Annotated in this window: 5 protein-coding genes; all 5 read left to right on the top strand. The window is 64.0% G+C overall.

Annotation, left to right across the window (positions count from 1 at the left end):
- The first annotated feature begins 43 nt into the window (after positions 1-43).
- Entirely contained in the window at positions 44-1,666 is a 1,623-nt protein-coding gene (locus KYC_RS14945) for an arylsulfatase (RefSeq protein ID WP_008163677.1), read from the top strand.
- Between the two features lie 74 nt (positions 1,667-1,740).
- Entirely contained in the window at positions 1,741-4,260 is a 2,520-nt protein-coding gene (locus KYC_RS14940) for a fused MFS/spermidine synthase (RefSeq protein ID WP_008163675.1), read from the top strand.
- A gap of 494 nt (positions 4,261-4,754) precedes the next feature.
- Positions 4,755-15,920, top strand: coding sequence for a VCBS domain-containing protein (locus KYC_RS14935; RefSeq protein WP_008163673.1), 11,166 nt, complete (start codon positions 4,755-4,757; stop codon positions 15,918-15,920).
- A complete protein-coding gene (locus KYC_RS14930) occupies positions 15,917-17,437 on the top strand; it encodes a TolC family protein (RefSeq protein WP_008163672.1) in 1,521 nt (506 codons plus the stop codon). The genes KYC_RS14935 and KYC_RS14930 overlap by 4 nt, the downstream gene beginning before the upstream one ends.
- The gene (locus tag KYC_RS14925) at positions 17,434-18,219 is read left to right on the top strand and encodes an efflux RND transporter periplasmic adaptor subunit (protein WP_238531934.1); all 786 of its coding nucleotides are present in this window, start codon (positions 17,434-17,436) and stop codon (positions 18,217-18,219) included. Before KYC_RS14930 ends, KYC_RS14925 begins: the two co-directional genes overlap by 4 nt.
- Positions 18,220-18,222: the final 3 nt, after the last annotated feature.

Genomic DNA, 18,222 nt, shown 5'->3' with positions numbered 1-18,222 from the left:
TTTCTGTCGACCAGGAGCCCGCTCGCGGGCAAGGAGAGCAGCAATGAGAGCAAAAGGATGGATAGGCGCGGCGCTGGTGGCCGCAAGCGGGCTTGCGCTCATGGGCGCAGCGCATGCCCAGAGCACGCCGGCCAAGGCCCAGGATTCGGGTAAGAAGCCGAACATACTCGTCATATTTGGCGATGATATCGGCCAGACCAACATCAGCGCATACGGCAAGGGCGTCGTCGGCTACACCACGCCGAACATCGACCGCATTGCCAAGGAAGGGCTGATCTTCACGGACTACTACGCCGAGAACAGTTGCACCGCGGGACGCTCCACCTTCATCACCGGCCAGGTGGCGCGCCGTACCGGGCTGTCCAAAGTGGGGATGCCCGGGGCGCCCGTGGGCTTGCAGGACCGGGACATCACGATCGCCCAGGCGCTGAAGTCCCATGGCTACGCCACGGCGCAGTTCGGCAAGAATCACCTCGGAGACCGAGACGAATACCTGCCGACCAAGCACGGCTTCGACCAGTTCTTCGGCAATCTCTATCACCTGAATGCCGAAGAGGAGCCCGAGCGTCCGTACTGGCCCAAGAACTCCAACGACCCCATCATCAAGAGCTACCAGCCACGGGGCGTCATCAAGGCGAGCGCCGACGGCAAGATCGAGGATACGGGTGCGTTGACTGCCAAACGCATGGAGACCATCGACGACGAAACAGTGGGCGCCGCGCTCGACTACCTGGACAAGCACGGCAAAGGCGAGAAGCCGTTCTTCGTTTGGATGAACACGACGCGCATGCACGTGTACACCCATATCCGGCCGGAGCACAAGGGTAAGAGCGGCATGCCGGGCAATGATTACGCGGATGGCATGTGGGAGCATGACCAGGACGTGGGCAAGCTGCTCAAGAAACTGGACGACCTGGGTATCGCCGACAACACCATCGTCATCTACACGACCGACAACGGGCCCAATCAGTTCAGTTGGCCGGACGCCGCCACAACGCCGTTCCGCAACGAGAAGAACTCGAACTGGGAGGGCGCGTACCGGGTCCCCGCGATGATCCGCTGGCCGGGCCACATTCCCGCAGGCGAGGTCAAGACAGGCATGGTGTCGGGACTGGACTGGTTTCCGACGCTGCTCGCGGCAGTCGGCGACCAGGACGTCAAGCAGCGGCTGCTGAAAGGCTGGACACCCAACGGGGCGGGCAAGAGCTACAAGGTTCACCTGGACGGCTACAACCAGCTTGAATACCTGACCGGCAAGACGCCGGACAGCGCCCGAGAAGACTTCTACTACTTCAATGACGACGGCATGCTGGTTGCAATGCGCTACCAGAACTGGAAGGCGGTCTTCTGCGAACAACAGGCGCCCGGCGGCTTCGCCGTCTGGAAAGACCCGTTCGTCTGCCTGCGGGTGCCGAAGCTGTTCAACCTGCGCATGGATCCGTACGAGCGCGCAGATGTCGTCTCCAATCAGTATTACGACTGGCTGGTCAAGAACGACTACCTGCCGCTGATCGCGTCGATGAAGGCGGGCGAGTTCCTCAAGACGTTCCTCGAATATCCGCCCAGCCAGCGGCCTGCCACGTTCAGCGTGGACCAGGTTCAGGAAGAAGTGGATCGCGCAATCGCAAAGCAGTTCGAAGAGGCGTCAAGGAAGCAGGGCAAGTAAGGCGGGGCAAATAGGGCCAGGTGCGGCGGGCGGCAAGTCCGTCGCGCCTGGCCGATGTCGGAGAGCGGTAGCGTATGCGTTCATCACTGCGATTCACGGCGGTTCCGGCGGCGGCCGGCACGCGGACGAAGCAAGGGGCGGGCCTGTGGGCAGCGGCTGGCCTGCTGTTTGCGTCCGGCATGGCCTCGTTGATTTTCCAGATCCTCTGGATCAAGCAGCTCTCGCTGATTGTCGGCGTGGAAGTCCACGCCATCGCCGTTGCCGTCAGCGCGTTCTTTCTGGGGCTGGCAGCAGGCAGCGCGTGGCTGGGCCGGGTGGCGGATCGAAGCTCGCAGCCGTTGCGGCTGTATGCGGGCATCGAACTGGGGGTGGCCGTGCTGGCCCTCGCCGTGACGTGGGCGTTGGCGCATGGCGCGCCGGCATTCGCACGCGCCGAGCAGTCGTGGCCCTGGCTCGCCTGGCTGGTTGTGATGGCGCTGGTAGCGATTCCCCCGATGTTGATGGGAGGCACTTTGCCGGTGCTGCTGCGCGCCTGCGGCGCCGGCCAGGTCGGTCGGGCGGGAGGGGTCCTGTATGCCGCCAATACGGCGGGCGCCATTCTTGGCGCCTTGCTTCCCGCCTTCGTGCTGATCCCGGCCTACGGCGTGTTCAACACGGCTTGCGCAGCAGCGGGCTTGAATCTGGCCGCCGCTGCCGGCGCCTGGGCGCTGCAGCGGCAAACGCCGACAGCGCTTTCGGCCGAGCCCGCCGAAACGGCGGCGCTTCCGCGCGATGCATGGGCGGCCATCGGGCTGTACGGCGCGGCTGGCGCGATCGCGATGGGCTATGAAGTGCTGTGGTCGCAGATGGTCGTGCCTTTCATGAGCACGCGCGCCTTCGCTTTCTCCGTGGTTCTCGCGGTCTACCTGGCCGGACTGGCGCTGGGCGCTGCGCTGTACGCGCGTTGGGAACACCGCGTGCGCGACCCTTGGCGCGTGTTTGCGCTTTTGATCGCGGGGGCCGGCGTGGCGGCATTGCTGGAACTGGCGCTGCTGGGTCCGTGGCTGATCAAGGCGCAGTCGATGGCCGAGGCTGCGGTGTGGGGCTGGACAGATAGCGGCCTGGCGGGCATGAGCGCCCGCTTTGCCGTCGTCGCGTCGGTAGTTGTGCTGGCGCCCACCTTGCTGCTGGGGGCCGCGTTTCCGGCCGTGCTGCGTATTGCCGCGCCTCCCGCCCGGCGTGGACAGGGCGCGGGGCTGGTCCTCGCGGGCAATACGCTGGGCGGAATCGCCGGCACCTTGTTTGTGGCATTCGTGCTGTTGCCGCGCGTGGGTACGGTGCGCGGCCTTGTCGTCCTGGCAGCGGCTGCGTGCGCCATTGGCATCGCGGCGGCCTGGCGGTCCACGCCCATGGCGCGGGCGGTAACCGCGGCGCTCCTGGGATCCGTCCTGATTCTGGGCTGGGCCCTGCCGGCCGATCATCTGGCGCGGCAACTGCCCGGCGCCAAGGAAGGCAGGCTGGTGTTCTACGACGAAAGCCGCGGCGGCACCGTCGCGGTCGTCGAGCGCGGGGAGGGCGGGCAGCGCTTCCGCCGGCTCTACATCCAGGGCGTATCCAACTCGGGCGATGCGATGCCGTCGCTGCGTTACATGCGCCTGCAGGCGCTGTTGCCGCTGGTCGTCCATGCCGGAGAACCACGATCGGCGCTGGTGATCGGCTATGGCACAGGCATTACCGCCGGCGCTCTGTCGCGGTTTCCCGGGCTGGATCGCCGCGTGGTCGCGGAACTGGTGCCAGCCGTCGTGCAGGCAGGCCCCTTGTTCAAAGGCAGCTATGACGCCAGTGTCGACCCTGGTCTGGATCGACGCCTGCGCGACGGGCGACGCGAACTGCTTGTCAGCCATGATCTCTACGACTTGATTACCCTGGAGCCGCCGCCACCTTCAGCGGCCGGCGTGGTGAACCTGTATTCGCGCGACTTTTACCAACTGGCTGCCGGGCGCCTGAATCCGCAGGGCGTCGTGGCGCAATGGCTGCCGTTGCCGACGCAGAACCTCGACGATACGCGAGCCCTGGTAGCCAGTTTCATCGCGGTCTTTCCGCACGCGACGTTATGGACAACTGAATTGCACGAGATGCTGCTTGTCGGATCCATGCAGTCCATGCCGCTGGATGCCTCACGGATCGCAGCGCGCATGGCTCAGCCGCAATTGGGCCAGGCCCTGGCGGACGTGGGGGTCGCCACGCCTGCGGCGCTGCTGGCGACCTGGATAACGGACCGGGAAGGATTAGCGCGCTTCGCCGGGGACGTGGCCCCTGTCACGGACGATCTTCCGGCAATCGAGTATGCCCCGTGGGTCAGACCTCGAGAGATCCTGCACACGCTTCCGGCCTTGCTGACGCTGCGCGGCGATCCCCCGCTGAATTCCCCCCCTCAGTCATTGATGGCCGCGATCGAGCGCGAGCGAGGCATTCTGGATCTGCTGTATCGCACCGGGCTGGCGGCTTATGCGGGCAATAGGGAAGAGTGGGGCCGAAATGCCGCCGCATTGAACCAACTGGCGCAGAGCAACCCCTATCTGCGCTGGTTCATGGCTGGCACCGAAAGCCGCTGAGACGGACGACAAGCGCAGCCTGCGATCTGACCGTCACGCGGACCCGGCTGTTTGGTCGCTATGTTTGCGGCAGAAAGATACACATCGACTCACAAATAAATCATTAGCAACGCATGTCGCAAATTTGCAGAATGTGCTGTACAGGATGCGTCACCTTTGCCAAGATTGCATCATCCATTCCGCTACTTTAGTGCTGTATGTTTGCACTACAAGTGTGTGACTTGGACGTTTTGCTTTATCTATGCTCAACGAATTGCGCTAGAGGTGCCGTATGTGGCAACAACTTTCGTACACAGCAACGAAATCCCTCTGCTTCTTTGCACTAGCGGCGCGTGCCCCTGGCGACTCTCCGCCACTTTCAGTTCAGCTTTCCCGATAACTTGTCGCTTCGCACTAAGGGCGCTGCGCCCGCGAGGCTTGGCCCTGCGCTGTCAAATATCGAATCGGTATAAGTCGATGCAGGCAAGGCAATCGTGCATCGAAGGGGACCGTGAATGATGAACGATTCGCATCGCTTCCGCCCTGTATCCCGGACCTTGGCGCTGGAACCGCGACTGCTGTACGACGCTGCCGCTGCAGTGGCGGCCGATCGCCAGCATACCGACGCCCAAGCGAGCGAAGGCGATGCCAACGATGCGCCTGCGCCGCACGCGGCCAGCAAGAACTTGCTGGTCATCGACGGACGACTGGCTGGCGCTCAGGCGCTGGCCGACAGTGCTACGCCCGGGACCAAGGTTTTGATCGTGCAGCCCGCCCAGGACGGTGTAGCTGCCGTACGGCAGGCGCTTGAGGCGTTGGGCACAGCGGATTCGATCCAGATTCTCGGACATGGCGCCCCGGGTCAGATGACGCTGGGCAACAGCGTACTAAGCGCTGAGTCACCCGATTTGCAGCGTACGGCCGGGTGGAGCGCTCACCTGCGCGGAAGCGCCGACATCTTGCTGTACGGGTGTGACACGGGCGCCAATGCCGCCGGACAAGCGCTGGTCGAAGGGTTGGCTCAAGCCACAGGCGCGGATGTTGCCGCGTCCACCAACGACACTGGCAATCCAGCCGCCGGTGGCGACTGGACATTGGAGATCAGCTCCGGCGCGATCGAAAGCGAATTGCAGATTGGCGCCGCGGCGCTGGCGGCTTATGACGGCCTGTTGGCCGATGCCACACCCACGCTTTCCCTGGGCAGCAGCAGCGCGGACATCCTGCTGGGCGACACGGCGCAGATCCGCGCCATTGTCAGCAACCCATCGACTCAGGACGGCTATGCGCCGTTCGTCGATATCCTGATTCCTGCCACGGGTTACGACGGAGACGATGGGGTCAGCTTCGTTTCTGCCACAACGGCGGGAATCACGCTCAATGGTTCTGTTGTGACCTTTGGCGCCGATGGAACCGCCGCGCACCCGTTCGCGCGCGATGCGAATGGAAATCCCATTGTTCTGCAAGCGTCGCAGTACGGATATCGGCCGGGTGATCAATTGGTCGTCCTGGCTTTGCCCTATGCGGGGTTCGGCAAGGATCAGCCGTCTATTGCGGTCGACATCACGCTGCGCATGAGTCCGCTTGCGGACGTGAATCAGGATCACAACGTCAGCTTGCGCGCCGGCTTCCAGTACGGGAATGATTCGCTGGATAACCCGCAGCAGGATCCTTCTATCCTTGCTAGTGATTGGCAGGTGTTCGTTCTTAGGTCAACCCCCTTCGAGGTAACGCAATCGCTGGACATGACCGAGGGCGAGACGGTCACCGGCGAGAACTACCCACATACGTTGACCGTCACTGCCACGCCCGCGCCCGGGCAGACGCTGCAGAACGTGGTGGTGGTGCAGCAATTGCCCGAGAGCATCCGGGTATTGGACATTACCCCTGGGAGCGGCGGCACGCTGACGCGGTTGACGCTCTCGGACGGCAGGGAATTGACGGAACCGGCGGCTATCAACACCGCGCTGGCGCTCAAGCCCTACGTCACTTCCTATGTCATCACGTATGGGACGTTAAGCGCGCCTTCCGACACGCTGGTGCGTTTCTTCGTCGCGGACACCACGGCGACCGGCGAACGCGTATTGGACCTTGCCAGCGGCGCGCCACGCCAAGTCGACGTTGCGCAGGCGTTTTCGACCGGCGAATGGACGCCGCTGGATCCGCGGGATGTGCCCGCCGTGTCGCCGTGGATTCCGGTAGCCGGGCGCGGCGAGGCCGTTTCGTTTACAGCGAAGTCGGTCGCCCTGCACAAAACCTCGGAGATAGACTCCGACAACGGCGCCACCGGCCTCTCGCCAGGCGATGTGCTGGGTTACCAGTACGACGTTACGCTTTCCGATTACTTCGCCATCGGCAAATCCGACCTGGGGCAGGGCAGCCTGACGATCACCGACACCTTGGGCGACGGCCTGACCTTCACCGGAACACCGGTCATGACCTTCACCCAGGACGGCCAGCAATACACCGTCGCGCTCGAGTACACCCTGGGCAGCAAGACAGCAGCAGGTACGCAGATTGTCTTCGACCTGGCAGCCTCGATTGCAAAGGCCGGCTTGAGCATGGATGGGCTGATCGGCGACATCGCCAGTGATGACACGCGTCAATCGGCAACGCGCGCGACAATCAACTACCAGGTGTTGCTGGATGAGGCCTACCAGGGAAGCTACACGCAGGCAGAGATCAACGAAGGCGATTCGCTGAGCAACAGTGCGCTTTTGGCAGGCACGATCATACAGAGCCGGCTCAACGTTGGAGCGCTGCAGTCGGATGGATCCAGCGTGACGGTCTCTGTGCCCACCGGCAACGTGGACATCGGCGTGTTCCAGGTCAATGGCAGCACGGTGCCACCGTCCTATGAGCTGCAGCCTGGCGACGTGGTGACTTTTGTGCTGGGTTACGACCTGCAAACCGGCGACTACGAAAATCTGAAGCTGACCGCCTTCTTACCCGAACCGGTCTTCGATCCTGCCGGATCGTGGGCGATGGGGATCGGCGACCATCGTTGGTCGTACAGCCTGCAGGACACCCATCCGGGCACCGTGGTTTCGGTCAGCTCGGCAGCAGGTGGGGCGCTGGTCTTCGACTTCGGCAGTTTTGCCATGCAGGGCGATCCGTCGGGACAGAATCGCATCGAGGTTCTGTTCACGCTGCGGGTCAGCGACGATCCATTTGCGGACCAGCGCTCCATCACCGTGCTCGGTCAGTCGACGCAGCAGACCACGGTGGATCATACGCAGCTGGTGGACACCGCCAATGTGCTGATCCAATCAGTGGCCGAGCCGGTGCTCACGATCGGGCACGGTGTGGTTGGCGCTTCCGGCGGCACCGTTAGCGGCGCCACCGGCAGCTGGAACCCGCCGGGCAGCACCGGAGCGGGTTTCAGCGGCAGTATCACCGATCTGGCCAGCCTCGAGGGCTCGGTTGCCGGCATGGACGCCGGCGACATCATGCGTCTGGCGACCGGCATCGAGAATACCGGCGGAGGCGGCGCCTTTGATGTTTCCGTTGATTTGCAGCTACCGCCGGGTCTGGCGTTTCTGGGTGGCTCGGCCGACACAGCCAACCTGCGTATCGCGCGAGGCGACGGCAGCGTGTTGGTTCTGGGGCAGGACTACAGCATTTCGGGCACCACCATCACATTCCTGGATGCAAACGGGCAGGCAACTTTGCTGGCCGGCCGGGTAGGGACGGCTGCCGACGACAACGGCCAGAACATGGTCGTGATCACGTATGACGTGGTGGCCAGCAGTACGCTGGCCGCCTCCAGTACGTTGCAAAGCACGGCGGTCCTGACCCACTACGCCAGCACGGAGGGCGGGACGGACTTTACGCCCACGGATCTGACCGACACGGCGGACGCGCAATCCGCCGCGCCCGTGGTCACCAAGGGATACGCGGGGGGCAGCCTGGACCCGTCGGACTCGAGCGCCACCCACACCAGCGGCAGCAATCTGGTTATCGGCGAGCGCATGCTCTACGACATTGTGGTGACGCTTCCAGAGGGCAGCACGCAGAATCTGCGCCTGTCTGACCTGATCCCCGACGGCTTTGCCCTCGACCTGAGTTTTGGCACTGGCGGCTACCAACTGATTACGCAGGCTGCGCTGAGCGGCAGCCTGACGGAGAACTTTGCCGGCGTGGTGTCCGTGGCCAGCGTGTCGGGATCGGGCGGAACGCTGGGCGCAAACGGGGTCGACCTGCTGCTCAGCTTCAGCGCCAGCAGTGCATTGGCCAACAACGACACGGCCGACAACAGCTTTGTCGTTCGCCTGGGCCTGATCGCCACCAACGTGACGGGCAACCAGGCCGGTCGCACGGTGACCAACGACGCGGCCCTGACGTACACCGACCCGGACGGCGACACGCCTAACAGCGCCGCCTCCCTGGACCGCAACGTGGCGTCGACGGGAGGGCTGCCTGCCGTCACGATCGTCGAGCCGACCCTGACCATATCGCACACGGCAGTTACCACCGGCTCCCGGGTAGGAGTGGATCGCGGGGATGAAATTACCTACACCATCACGCTCGGCAACGGCAGCACTGCCAGCGATGTGGACGCCTACGATGTCCGGCTGACGGACGTACTGCCCACCGAATTAAGCGGCGTTCAGATCATCGGGGTGACGTTGTACGGCGGGGCGACGCTCACCGGCGGCGATTTCGTGATCCAGAACGGCGTGCTGCAACTTTCTCCCGATGCCAAGCTGGACATTCCCAAGGGAGCCACCCTCGTCCTGCAGTTCAAAGGCACACTCAACGACACTACAGGTACGGCAGGCAAGGTCGACAATGTCGCGACCGTTCAATGGACCAGCCTGGACGGGGCCAATGCTGGAGAGCGCACAGGCGCCGACGGCAATCTGGCTTCGGGCGTTCTGAACGATTACCGCCTGGTCAGCACACTCAGCGAGGACGTGGCGGCGTCGGGCACCATCAGCCACGTGGGGGGGCTGGCGGATACGACCGGAGGCACCCCAACCACGGCCGATCCGCAGGATGTCGCGATTGGCGAGATCGTGCACTACAGGGTTGCGCTGCTGGTGCCGGAGGGCAATCAGCCCGATGCGGCGGTCCAGGTCTATCTGCCGCCAGGCCTGACCTTTATGAACGACGGCTCGGCCATGTTGGGCTTCCTGGCCAATGCGCTGTCCAACGGTTCGCCGGGCCTGACGACGGATCTGGCCGGCCTGTTCGCGTCGGGGAGTCCCTATATCGACGGCGGCGTGCCGGACAAGGCAAGCACGCTGCTCAATCCCGATCTTTCCGGTGTAAGCGCGCAGGGCGTACTGAACACCAGCGCCATTGATACCAGCAATCCGCGCATGATCGTGCTGCGGCTCGGCAATCTGGTGAACCTGAATCAGGACGACGATTTCGAGGGTCTGTACTTCGAGTTCAATGCTAGGGTCGATAACGCGGCAGGCGTGGCGGCGGGCGCTCAACTGGACGTGCATGCGGATTTTCTCAGCGGCAGCGACGTGCGGTTCGGCACCCAGACGATTACCGAGCGGATTGTCGAGCCAAACATAGACAACGTGCAGAAATCCGTTGTTGGCTTCGATCCCGGCGCTGGCGGCACGGTCGGCGTTGTCGATTATGTGGTGGGCTTCAGCAACTCGGGATCGGCCACCGCCTATGACGTCGTCCTGACCGACACGCTGCCCGCAGGCGGGCAGAACCTGATCGTCACCGGCTTGACGCTCAATGGCGTGACGTATGCTCCCGGCGCCTATCCGGCGGGCGTGACTGTCGTGGTCAATACCGGAACCGTTACGGTGTCGCTCGAAACTCTGGGGGCAGGCGACACGGTCAGCCTCGCCTATAACGCGGAACTGCCCAACAACGTGGCGCTGGCTGACACGACGGCAACCCTGACCTACACCAGTCTGCCAAACAGCTTCCAGAGCTTCGCGGGCACGCAGGTTGGCGCGGCGGGTTCCGTGGGCGGCGAACGCACGGGCAGCGGCGCAGGGCCAAATGACTATCTGGATGGCGATGCCGCCGGCGTCAGCCGCATTGATGGCACGCTCTGGAACGACACGGACAGTGCGGGCACATCGGCCACGCCGGACGGCCCGGTCTTGGCGGGCCAGACCGTCACCCTGACCTGGGCCGGCGCCGACAACGACTTGTCTACAGCGGGCGACAACAGTACCTGGACCACAACCACGGACATCAACGGCTATTACTACTTTGGGGTCCTGGGTTCTGGCGTCTTCCGCGTCGATGCGCCCGCCAGCATTACCGTTACGGGCCCGACTGGCGTGGTGACCCCGCGCATCGACAGCGACAGTGCATCTCCCACGGGCACGGTACAGGTCCAGTTCGGTGACCTGGGCGCATTGGCCGCCGGCAACGTGGGCTATGTCGAGCGTAACGACGGTCCGGTCAATTCCGTGCCCGGGCTGCAGTCTCTGGACGAGGACACGACGCTGGCGATCACTGGCGTGTCCATCAGTGACCCCGATGCGGGCGCGGGCCTCATGCAGGTCACGCTGAGCGTACTGCACGGCGGACTGACGCTCACACTGGGCAGTGTCGAACTTACCGCCGGCGCAATGGGCTCTGGCACGCTGCAGTTGCGCGGCAGCCAGGCCGCTCTGAATGCGGCGCTCGGCACGCTTGTCTACGCGCCTGGGGCGAACTACAACGGCAGTGAACGCCTGACCATCCTGACCGAAGACCTGGGACAGCGCGGCGACGCCGACGGAGACGGCACGCCATTTGAGCCCGCGGATGACAATCTGGCCGATACGGATACGGTGGACATTACGGTGGTGGCGGTCAACGACGCGCCGGCAGGCGCAGACGACGTGGACCGTGCCGTGGAAGCCGGTGGCGTCAGAAATGACACGCCGGGCGTCGATCCCGCTGGCAATGTGCTGGACAATGACCTCGATGTAGACATTCAGACCAACGGCGACATCCTGACCGTAACTCAGGCCACCGGCGCCGGTGGCACGGTCCTGGTCGATCCTCTGGCTGGGGAAGTCCCGGTGGCGGGGCTGTACGGCACGCTTTTCATCAATGCTGACGGCGGTTACCGCTATGTAGTAAACAACGCGGATCCTGTCGTCCAGGCATTGCTGGCCAGCAGCGCGCCATTGACGGACACGTTTTCGTACACCCTGCGCGACACGGGTTTGCTGTCCAGTTCGGCCCAACTTGTCATCACGCTCACGGGCGCCAATGACGCGCCTGATGCGGTGAATGATGCCGGCGCAGCGCAAGAAAAGGGCGGCACGGCCAACGACACGGGCGGCAGCCCCGCCAGCGGCAATGTGCTGGACAATGACAGCGATGTCGACAACGGCGACACACGCAGCGTTACGCTGGCGCGCAGCCAGACCCCCACGGGCCCCGGGCCAACGCAGAGTATTCCGGCAGACACCACATCGGCAGACGGGGGGCTCGTGACCGGACTGTATGGCGTGTTGCGGCTGGGCGCCGACGGTAGCTACGTCTACACGGTGGACGACAGCAACGCGACCGTGCAGGCTCTGAATCAGGGCGACGTCTTGCAGGAAACCTTCGAATACCTTGCGACGGACGCAGGCGGGTTGAACGCGGTGGCGTCGCTGGTCATTACCATTAGCGGCGCCAATGACAATCCGGTGGCCGTCGACAATCTTGGTGAAGGATACACTGCGGAGGTGGACGTCGCGAACAGTACCGTTATCGGCGTGCCCCGTAACCCCCAGGGCAATGTCATTGCCGATTCCTACACGGTCAATGATCCGGCGCTGTTGGACAGCGACGTCGACAACGATATGGCGACCGCCGTGGTCAATAGCATCGGCCCTGAAGGTGGCGCTCAGGAGGCCGTGCTCGCAGGGGTGGAAAAGACCCTGAATGGGCAGTATGGCGTTCTGCGCATGAACAGCGACGGCAGCTACACCTATGAAATCGACAGTCTGAACGCGGCGCTGGTCGCACTTGGTCCCGATGACTCGATAGACGAACGTTTCGTGTATGGCCTGCAAGATGCCGATGGCGGCCAGAGCAGCGCGGTGCTGGTGATCCGCATCCATGGCCTGTCGGACCAGCCCGTGGCCAGCGACACCGTGGCCATTGCCCAGGAGCAAGGCGGCGTCGGCAACGCCACCCCCGGGCGCACGGCATCGGGGGATGTGACCCAAAACGATATCGACCCGGACGCCGACCCGTTGACGGTCACCGGAGCGCGTACAGGTTCGGAAGCTGGCGGCGGCGCCATGCTGCCGATCGGTGCTCCCATCGTGGGCCAATACGGGTCCCTGACGCTGAACAGCGATGGCACGTTCAGCTACGCCCTGAATGAAATGGATCCGGTTGTGCAGGCGTTGCGCACGGCGGGAAACACACTGGTCGACGTGTTTACCTACACCGTTTCCGACCCTGGCAATCTGAGCGATCAGGCTGAATTGCGTATCCGCATCCTCGGTCAGAACGACGCCCCGGTGGCGAGCAACGACACGGACGAGGCGACCGAAGCCGGCGGAACAAGCAATACGTCGGGAGGACGGCCAGCGATTGGCAATGTGCTGACAAACGATAACGACGTGGACAGTGCGGCCAACGGCGAGAGACTCTCCGTAGCGGGCGCGCGTGCGGGCGACGCCAGCGGCGGCGCGGTGCCGGACGCGACAGGTTCGGCTATCGTCATTGCCGGCAGCTACGGCGCACTGACGCTGCTGGCTGACGGCTCGTATGTGTACACCGTAGACAACGCGAACCCCTCCGTGCAGGCGTTGCCGGCGGGCGTATCCATTTTCGAAGACTTTACCTACAAGGTCCGGGACGTTGGCGGACTGGAATCCAGCGCCGTTCTGCGGATCACGATCACCGGCACGGACGATGCGCCTCAGTCCGTTGCACAAGCGATCACCGCCATGGAGAAGGGCGGAACCGGCAACGACACCGGGGGGCTCGATCCCACGGGCAACCTGCTGCCAGCGGCCGGAACGGACCCCGACACGGGCGATACGCTATCCATCGCCGGCTTCAACGCCGGCCAGCCCGGAGCCGGCGCAGCCATGCAGGCCGCGGGCACGACGGTGCAGGGCCGATTCGGCACGTTGCGCATAGATGCCGACGGCACGTACGCCTATGTGGTGGATAACTCGCTGGCCTCGGTGCAGGCGTTGCGGCTGTCCAGCGATACCCTGGTCGAATATTTCACCTTCCGGCTCAGCGATGCCGCTGGCTTGACCAGCGACGGCCAGCTGACGGTGACCATTACAGGCGCCGACGATGCGCCAGTTGCGCGCAACGATACGGGCGGCGCGAAGGAGGCCGGCGGCACGAACAACAACACGCCAGGCAGCCCCGCCATGGGCAATGTTCTGATCAACGACACCGACGTGGATTCCGGCGACCGCAAGTCGGTGTCGGCAGTCCAAAATTCCCAGGCGGCGGCGGGAATCGTGGGCGGCGCGTCGGCGGGGCTGTACGGCAGCCTGTTCCTGCAGGCCGACGGCTCGTACCGCTATGAGGTCAACGATGCGCTGACAGCGGTCCAACAATTGAGGGCGGGGCAATCCCTGGTGGAAACCTATGTCTATACCGTGCGCGATCTGGCCGGTCAGACGCACACGGCGACACTGACCATTACGATCGCCGGAAGTTATGACGCTCCCGTGGCGGTCGATGACACCGACACCGCCACGCCCGCCACATCGGTTTCACCGGCCAGCGATGCCGGCGGCAATGTGCTGCTTAACGATACCGATGTGGACGCCGGCGACACCAAAGCCGTCAACGGGATTCGCGAGGGCGCCGGTATCGCAGGCCTGACGGCGGTGACAGGCTCAACGCCGGTGCGCGTAGATGGTCTGTATGGCTGGCTGGACATCGCCACGGACGGCAGCTACAGCTACCACGCCGACGAGACGAACGAGGCTGTGGCAGCGCTGGACGTGGGCCAGACGCTGGTGGAGGTATTTACTTACCGCGTCGTGGATGGCGGGGGCCTGGCCAGCCACGCCCAATTGAACATCACTATCCAGGGTGTGAACGATCCCCCGCTCGCCAATCCGGTGGTCGGAATCGCCGTGGAGCAGGGTATGCGCGACAACCAGCCGTTCCCGGGGCGAGACCCGGTCGGAGACGTCACGTTGCGCAACACCGACGCCGAGGGCGAAGCCGTGACGGTCGTAGGGATTCGCACCGGTCCCGCAATCGGAGGCGGAACCGCTGGCACGGTGGGCGCCGTGTTGCGCGGCACCTATGGCGACCTGATCGTGAACGACGACGGCAGCTATTCCTATGTGCTGGACAACACGCTGCCCGCCGTCGAACAATTGCGTCTGGTGCGCGACACCTTGCGCGATGTGTTCACGTACACCATTTCAGATAGCGGCGGCCTGCAGGACAGCGCCACACTGGTCATTCTGATCCTGGGCCAGAACGATACGCCTGTCGCCATTGATGATGCGGCGGCCGCCGTGGAAGCAGGAGGGGTCAACAATGCCGAGCTAGGCGTCGACCCGACCGGCAATGTGCTAGCCAACGATACCGACGTAGACGCGGGGGACGCGCGGTCGGTCGTCGCGGTGGGAATGGGCTCGGCCACGCCCGGGGCGGTCGGCCAGATCGCCGGGCTATACGGGACGCTGATCATGGGCGCCAATGGCGACTATCAGTACGTGGTCGACAACAGCAACGCGGTGGTGCAAGCGCTGAGAACCCCTTCCGAGACGTTGACCGAGGTTTTCACCTACACGATGCGCGATGCGGACGGCGCACTGGCGCAGGCCCGGCTCATCGTCACCATTTCCGGGCGTGACGACACGCCCCAGGCGCGCGATGATACGGCGTACGTGGATGACGCCTCCGGCCCGCCCGTCGTGCAGGGGAATGTGCTGGGCAACGATAGCGACGTCGATGGCGGCGATGCGATTTCCGTGATCGGCATCCGGCCGGAGCAGGGCGGGGCGCAGGCCGGGCAGATAGGGCAGACCCTGGCGGGGCGCTACGGCACCATTGTCATGAACGCCGACGGCAGCTATCGCTACGAAATTGATCTGACCAATCCGGAAGTGCAGGCAGCCCGCGGACGCGGGTCCATCCTGGAGGATCCGTTCATCTACACAGTTTCGGATCTGGCCGGCAATCAGTCCGAAGCCCGCCTGACGATCGTCCTGACGCTTGATGCCGACTACGTTGCTCCACCCAACCCGTATGCGTTGTTCGGGCAGGAGACCGAGCGCGCGTTTCATACGGACTTGCGCGTGGATCCGGTGGTCTACGTTACGCCGACCGTGCGGGACACGCTGGCCTTTGAACGCTATCTCGATGCGAGCATTCGCGGGCAACGGCCGGCGCTTGGCATGCCGCCCGAGATCACTCTGGAATCGCAGGCTGCCGACCTGGGGCAGGATCACGAGACGCCGCTGTCGCGCACTGTGCAGGCGCTGCAATGGCAGGCGCGATATCAAGATGCCTGCCTGCAGACCCGCTACGCGAATGTGTTCCTGTCGGCAGACGGCCTGCTGCGCGACGACTCGGTGTTCACGTACAAGGAACTGCGTCTGCCGCAGGACAGCCGATCCGATCGCGCAGACGAACGCGGCGAACCCTCGAGACGCGGCGCGGAATCCTTCAGCGGACAGATACGCGCCAACGCAAGCGGCTCATGGCGAGAGCATTGGGCGGCCGATGACGAGGCAAGTGCGGTAGCGACCGAGCGAGGAACGATATGAAGCGACGCAAGCTCGTGATTCGAACGAATTTGGTGGCGCTGGCCGTGTTTGGCTTGAGCGCCTGCTCATCCAGTCAGCTGGCCAGCCCCTACACCCACGACGAAGTCCTGCAGCGCATCGAGCAGGACCGGAAGATGATGTATGCGGACCAGGAGCCAATTTCGCATCCCATCACTTTCTACGAGGCAGCCGCTCGCGCGCTGAAGTACAACCTGGACTACCGGCTCAAGCTGATGGAAAGCGCGTTGTCGCGCAATCTGGTAGACGTGACGCGCCACGAGATGCTGCCCAAGCTAATCGCGTCGGCCGGATACACTGACCGGTCCAACGATTCGGGCGGTACGTCTATCGGCATCGAAGACGGCGAGGTCAGCTTGCGGCCATCGACGTCCGAGCAACGCTATCACCGGTTGGCGGATCTGGAATTCAGTTGGAGCACGCTGGATTTCATGGTCGCTTACGAGCGGTCCCAGCAGAAAATGGATCAGGTGCTGATGGCAGAAGAGCGCCGCCGCAAAGTCGTGCAGAACGTGCTGCAGGATGTCCGAAATGCCTATTGGCGCGCAGTAGGCGCGCAGCGACTGATCGCGTCAGTGGATGACCTGCTGGTGCGGGTGCGCAAAGGGCTGGACAACGCCCGCGAAGCCGAAAAGCGCGGCCTGTTGCCCCGCCAGGAGGCGCTGGCCTATCAGCGCGCGCTGCTGGACGCTGTAAGCCTGCTTTCGACACGGCGCCAGGACCTGGAATTGGCGCGCGCCGAGCTTGCAGCCCTGATGTCGCTACCGCCAGGCACGGACTTCAAGGTGGCGGACGAGAATCCGCCCGCGATCCCCATGCCCAACATGAACGTCTCCGCGTTGGAGCAACTGGCCTTGGAGAACCGTCCCGAGATCATGGAAGAGTGGTACCGCAAGCGCGTGACGGACAACGACATCAAGATCGCCAAGGCCGAGCTTTGGCCGAACATCAGCATCAACGCTGGCACGTACTACGACTCCAACGAATACCTCTACAACAACACATGGCAGTCGGTTGGCGTACGCGTTTCGTGGAATCTGCTGAGTCTGCTCAAACTCCCGGCACTTCAGGCCGCGGGCGAAAACCAGGCCAAAGTCGCGGATATGCGCCGCCTGGCGCTGTCCATGGCGGTGCTGACCCAGGTGCGGGTTGCCGCGCAGCGTTACTACTTGGCGCGCGAGCAGTACGAGTTTGCGGACCAGAGCTCCCAAGTGGACAACCGACTGCGGGATTACGCGGAGAAGAGCGCCAGCATTTCTGCTGATTCCAAGCTGGAGTTCATCCGTGCGGATGCTCGCTGGCTTCTGTCGCAATACCAGCGCTTTGCGGCTTATTCTGACGCCCAAGCAGCCTGGGGACGGCTGTACAACTCCATCGGTCTGGACGTGATGCCGGACATTATTGCGAACCATGACGTCACCACCCTGGCCGCCGAGATCCAAAAAACCATGACGGACTGGGAGCGCACCACGCTGTTGGCCCAAAGTGGAACAAAATGAGCGGATACCTGAGTCGGGCAGGAAAGGGCTTTGTTCCGATGGTCCTGATGGCGTGCGCCTGGGTGCCGGCAAACGCGCAGGCGCCCATGCCGGGCGCGGTGCCAGACTTGGCGAGCGATCCGAACGCTGTCCGGGTCCTGCTGGCGGCTGATCCCGAGAGCACGCTTGCGGCGCCCATGGCGGGGCGGCTGGAATCTATGGCAACGCAGCTGGGCCGCCATGTGGAAAAGGGAGATGTGCTGTTCCGGCTGGATTGCGGCGAGCCTGAGGCGCGCCTGCGCATGGCGTCGGCGGAGGTGGCGGGAGCCCGCGAAAACTTGCGCGCCAAGGTGGGCTTGCGCAAGCTGGACGCTGCGGGCGACACCGAAGTCGCGCTGGCGCGAGCGGCCGCCGACCGCGCAAACGCAGCCCAGGCGTTGGCCCAGACCCAGGTCGGCTATTGCACGGTTGCCGCGCCATTTGCCGGTTACGTCGCCAAGGTCTACGTGCGCCCCTTTGAAAGCGTCAACGCGGGCGCGCCATTGGTCGATCTGGTCAGTGACGCGCCGCCCCGGTTAAGGCTGAACCTGCCGTCGCGGCAGCTGGGCAAAGTCAAGGTCGGGACGCCATTTCAGCTCGACGTGATCGAAACCGGCAAGCAATACCAGGCGCAGGTCACTGCAGTCAACGCGCGCGTTGATGCGGTGGCGCAGTCGATCGAACTGGAGGGCAGGGCGGAGGATCCGGGACGCGACTTGCTACCAGGCATGAGCGGCATCGCCGACTTCGGCTTTGCGCGGTGAGGC

It is taken from the genome of Achromobacter arsenitoxydans SY8 (genome assembly GCF_000236785.1).
Classification (GTDB): domain Bacteria; phylum Pseudomonadota; class Gammaproteobacteria; order Burkholderiales; family Burkholderiaceae_B; genus Achromobacter; species Achromobacter arsenitoxydans.
Note: the sequence above shows the minus strand (reverse complement) of the source record. Positions and strands in the feature narration are given on the sequence as shown.